Annotated in this window: 3 protein-coding genes; 2 read left to right on the top strand and 1 reads right to left on the bottom strand. The window is 71.7% G+C overall.

Annotated elements, in window-relative coordinates; translation table 11 throughout:
* The first annotated feature begins 221 nt into the window (after positions 1–221).
* Together PV341_RS44100 and PV341_RS44095 are read left to right on the top strand one after the other, a co-directional pair.
* Positions 222–506 (top strand): DUF2530 domain-containing protein, encoded by a 285-nt coding sequence (locus PV341_RS44100; RefSeq protein WP_499512469.1) that lies wholly within the window; start codon positions 222–224, stop codon positions 504–506.
* 159 nt (positions 507–665) lie between these two features.
* Positions 666–3,089, top strand: coding sequence for an HAD-IC family P-type ATPase (locus PV341_RS44095; protein ID WP_500330351.1), 2,424 nt, complete (start codon positions 666–668; stop codon positions 3,087–3,089).
* A gap of 30 nt (positions 3,090–3,119) precedes the next feature.
* Here PV341_RS44095 and PV341_RS44090 read toward each other — a convergent pair whose 3' ends face one another.
* Positions 3,120–3,875 (bottom strand): calcium-binding protein, encoded by a 756-nt coding sequence (locus tag PV341_RS44090; RefSeq protein ID WP_500330352.1) that lies wholly within the window; start codon positions 3,873–3,875, stop codon positions 3,120–3,122.
* Between the last annotated feature and the right edge of the window lie 152 nt (positions 3,876–4,027).

The raw sequence follows: 4,027 nt of genomic DNA, 5'->3' as shown, positions 1-4,027 counted from the left end.
CTCCCGCCCCCCACGCAAGGACCCGCATGTCCCCGTCGACCACCGCCAACTTGGCGGTGGTCGACGGGGACATGCGGGTCCTTGCGTGGGGGGCGGGAGCTTTTGGAGGTTCCTACGACTGAAACCGGCCAGTCTCGGACCGTTTCAGTATGAACATATGAGCGTCCCAAACGCTATCTCCGCGCGTAGACCTCCCGGGACCACTGGGTACGCTGTGCGGTATGAGCAGCAGCAGCCACAGCAAGGGGACGACCGGGTTGCGCGAGGCGCCGGCACCTCTGGAGGCGAACGACGTCGCGACCGTCACCGTCGGGACGGTCATCTGGTTCGCGCTCTTCCTCGTCCAGCTCCCCTTCTACGGCTGGTACGCCGACCACGGCCACGCCTGGTGGATCTGGACCTGCCTGGCCGGCGGCGGCCTCGGGCTCATCGGCCTCTGGTACGTGCGCGCCCGCCGGGACGCCATCCGGCGCTCCCGCGCCGCGGAGGACGCCGCACAGGACTGAGCCGGGGCCCGCGGGTTCCGCGGGCCCGGATCCCCGGTCTCCGGCTCCGGATCCGTACCCCCGGCGGCTACGCCCCCGGTCGTACGGCGCCCCGGAGATGTCCCCGAGAGCGACGGCCCGCCGCGCCGTCGGCGCCGCCCCCCACGTACCGTCGAAGCCATGACGGAACGCACGCAGCGGGAGGCGGCCGGGGTGCGGCCGGCGACGCCCGGCGGACTGACCGCCGCCCAGGTGGCGGAGCGGATCGCGCGGGGCGAGGTCAACGACGTCCCGGTGCGTTCCTCGCGTTCCTTGGCCGAGATCGTCAGCGCGAACGTGTTCACCCGCTTCAACGCGATCATCGGCGTGCTGTTCCTGATCATCCTGGTGGTCGGCCCGATCCAGGACGGCCTCTTCGGCTTCGTCATCATCGCGAACACCGGGATCGGCATCTTCCAGGAGTGGCGCGCCAAGAAGACCCTGGACGGACTCGCCGTGATCGGCGAGGCGAAACCCACCGTGCGCCGTGACGGGGTCGCCACCCAGGTCTCCACCTCCGGGATCGTCCTCGGCGACCTCGTCGAACTCGGGCCGGGGGACAAGGTGGTGGTCGACGGCGAGGTGGCCGAGGCCGACAACCTGGAGGTCGACGAGTCGCTGCTCACCGGCGAGGCCGACCCCGTCGTCAAGCGCCCCGGCGACCCCGTGATGTCCGGCAGCTTCGTCGTCGCGGGCGGCGGGTCCTTCACCGCGACCAAGGTCGGCCGGGAGGCCTACGCGGCGCAACTCGCCGAGGAGGCGAGCCGCTTCACCCTCGTCCACTCCGAACTGCGCAGCGGCATCAGCCAGATCCTCAAGTACGTCACGTGGATGATGGTCCCCACCGCGATCGGCCTGATCGTCAGCCAGCTCGTCCTGGAGGGCGACGACTGGCGCGAGGCGGTCCGCCGCATGGTGGGCGGCATCGTCCCGATGGTGCCCGAGGGGCTGGTCCTGCTCACCTCGGTGGCCTTCGCGATCGGCGTGATCCGGCTGGGCCGAAAACAGTGCCTCGTCCAGGAACTGCCCGCGATCGAGGGGCTGGCCCGGGTGGACGTGGTGTGCCTGGACAAGACCGGCACCCTCACCGAGGGCGGGATGGACGTCGCGGAGCTGCGGATGCTGGACGGTGTCCCCGAGGCGTACATCCGGCAGGTGCTCGGCGCGGTCAGCTCCGCCGACCCGCGCCCCAACCCCACCCTGGCCGCCGTCGCCGCGGCCTTCCCCGCCCCGGACGACGGCTGGCACGTCACCGACGCGCTGCCCTTCTCCTCCGCCCGCAAGTACAGCGGCGCGGCCTTCACCGAGCCCGGCGGTGAGCGCAGCGCCTGGCTGCTCGGCGCCCCCGACGTACTGCTCCCCGCGGGCGACCGGGCGCTCGGCGCGATCGACGACCTCAACGCCCAGGGCCTGCGGGTGCTGCTGCTCGCCCGGACGGGGAAGGAGCTGGGCGACCCGGCGGTGGGCGCCTCGGCCAACCCGGCAGCGCTGGTCGTCCTGGAGCAGCGGCTGCGTCCCGACGCCGCCGACACCCTGCGCTACTTCGCCGAGCAGGACGTGCACGCCAAGGTCATCTCCGGCGACAACGCGGTCTCCGTCGGCGCCGTCGCCGGGAAGCTGGGGCTGGCGGGGGCCGAGCGGACGGTCGACGCCCGCAGGCTGCCGGCCGAGCGCACGCAGATGGCGGCCGAGCTCGACCGGGGCACGGTCTTCGGCCGGGTCACCCCGCAGCAGAAGCGGGAGATGGTGGGCGCGCTCCAGTCCGGCGGCCACAACGTGGCGATGACCGGGGACGGCGTCAACGACGTCCTCGCCCTCAAGGACGCCGACATCGGCGTCGCCATGGGCTCCGGCTCCGAGGCGACCCGGGCGGTCGCGCAGATCGTGCTGCTCGACAACAGCTTCTCGGCGCTCCCGTCGGTCGTGGCCGAGGGCCGCCGGGTCATCGGCAACATCACCCGCGTCGCGACGCTCTTCCTCACCAAGACCGTCTACTCGGTGCTGCTCGCCCTGCTGGTGATCATCTGGCACGCGCCCTACCCGTTCCTGCCCCGGCACCTGACGCTGCTGTCCACGCTGACCATCGGCGTCCCCGCCTTCTTCCTCGCCCTGGCCCCCAACAAGGAGCGGGCCAAGCCGCTCTTCGTGCGCCGGGTCATGCGCTACTCCCTGCCCGCCGGGGTGATCGCGGGCGTCGCCACCTTCGTGACGTACATGCTCGCCCGCCACCACTACCGCGGCGCCGGCGCGCTGGAGGCGGAGACCAGCGCCGCGACGCTGACCCTCTTCCTGATCGCGATGTGGGTGCTGGCGCTCGTCGCACGTCCCTACACCTGGTGGCGGATCGCCCTGGTCCTCACCATGGGCGCGGGATTCCTGGTCGTCCTGGTCACCCCGTGGCTGCAGGAGTTCTTCGCCCTCCGGCTGGTCGGCACGCAGGGCCCCTGGACGGCCGTCGTCGTGGCGGTGGCGGCCGCAGCGCTGCTGGAAGTGGTCTGGCGCCGCGTCCGCCGCCTGGACGACGACGCCCCACCGGAGCAACAGCGGGCGCCGGGCCCCCGCTGAGGGGACCCGGCGCCCGGGGTGCGACGGGTGCTACCGGACGTCGACGTAGTCGGCCGTGGCCGCGGTCCCGCCGGTGGTGGCGTTGGTGCCGAAGGCGTAGCGCCAGTAGCCGTCCACCGAGGCCTTGACGGTGGTCTTCAGGGCGCCGGTGCTACCGGACTTGACGGTCTTGACCGTGGTGTAGGTGGTCGAGCCCTTCTTGCGGAACTGCAGTTGCACGGACTGGCTCGCGTAGCCGCCGTACTTGAGCGTGTCCCAGTTGGCCCGGGTCAGGGTGCCGGTGACGGTGATCGTCTTGCCCTTCTTCACCGGCTCGGGCGTGGCGTTCACGGTCAGGTGCGAACCGCGCAGCACCTTGATCGTGGTCCCCTTGTCGAGTTCCCGGATGTCCCCGTCCGTGCCGTCCAGTTCGGCGAGGACGTTCCAGGTGCCGGCCTGGGAGCTGGGCAGCTCGTCGAGCTTGGGGCTGACGGTGGCGGTGACGGTGCACGCGGTGGCGGAGCAGGTCTCCGTCTCGCCGAAGCCGGTGACGCCGCTCGGCGCGTCCAGGCTGGTGCCGCGCCACAGGAAGGCGCCGCCGTAGGCGAGGCCGCTGCTGTCGCTGCCGCTGATGGTGTACGAGATCTTCTTGTCGCTCGTGCCGACGACGATCGGCTTGCCGCCGTTGACGACGACCTTGGTGATGGCCGTGTCGCCTTGGGCCTCGTCCGCGTTGGCGGACGGTACGGCGAGGGCCGAGAGAGCCGCGGCCGTGCCCAGCACGATCGCGGCAGTACGTATGCGCATGTGTCCCCACTGAGTGGAACGAGGGGAAGAATCCCCAGGTGAATGCCGAATGGCGGTGGAAGCCTACAGATCACCGGGGAATGGGCGGTTCAAGGCCCGGTCAAGGGCGGGTGGGCGCAAGCACGAGGCGCCGGGCCCCCGCTGAGGGGGCC

Source organism: Streptomyces sp. PA03-1a (assembly GCF_033792805.1).
GTDB lineage: Bacteria > Actinomycetota > Actinomycetes > Streptomycetales > Streptomycetaceae > Actinacidiphila.
Note: the sequence above shows the minus strand (reverse complement) of the source record. Positions and strands in the feature narration are given on the sequence as shown.

Excerpts from the sequence above, each read along its gene's own strand:
- PV341_RS44100 (WP_499512469.1), top strand. The coding sequence starts at position 222 with ATGAGCAGCAGCAGCCACAGCAAGGGGACGACCGGGTTGCGCGAGGCG.
- PV341_RS44095 (WP_500330351.1), top strand. The coding sequence starts at position 666 with ATGACGGAACGCACGCAGCGGGAGGCGGCCGGGGTGCGGCCGGCGACG.
- PV341_RS44090 (WP_500330352.1), bottom strand. The coding sequence starts at position 3,875 with ATGCGCATACGTACTGCCGCGATCGTGCTGGGCACGGCCGCGGCTCTC.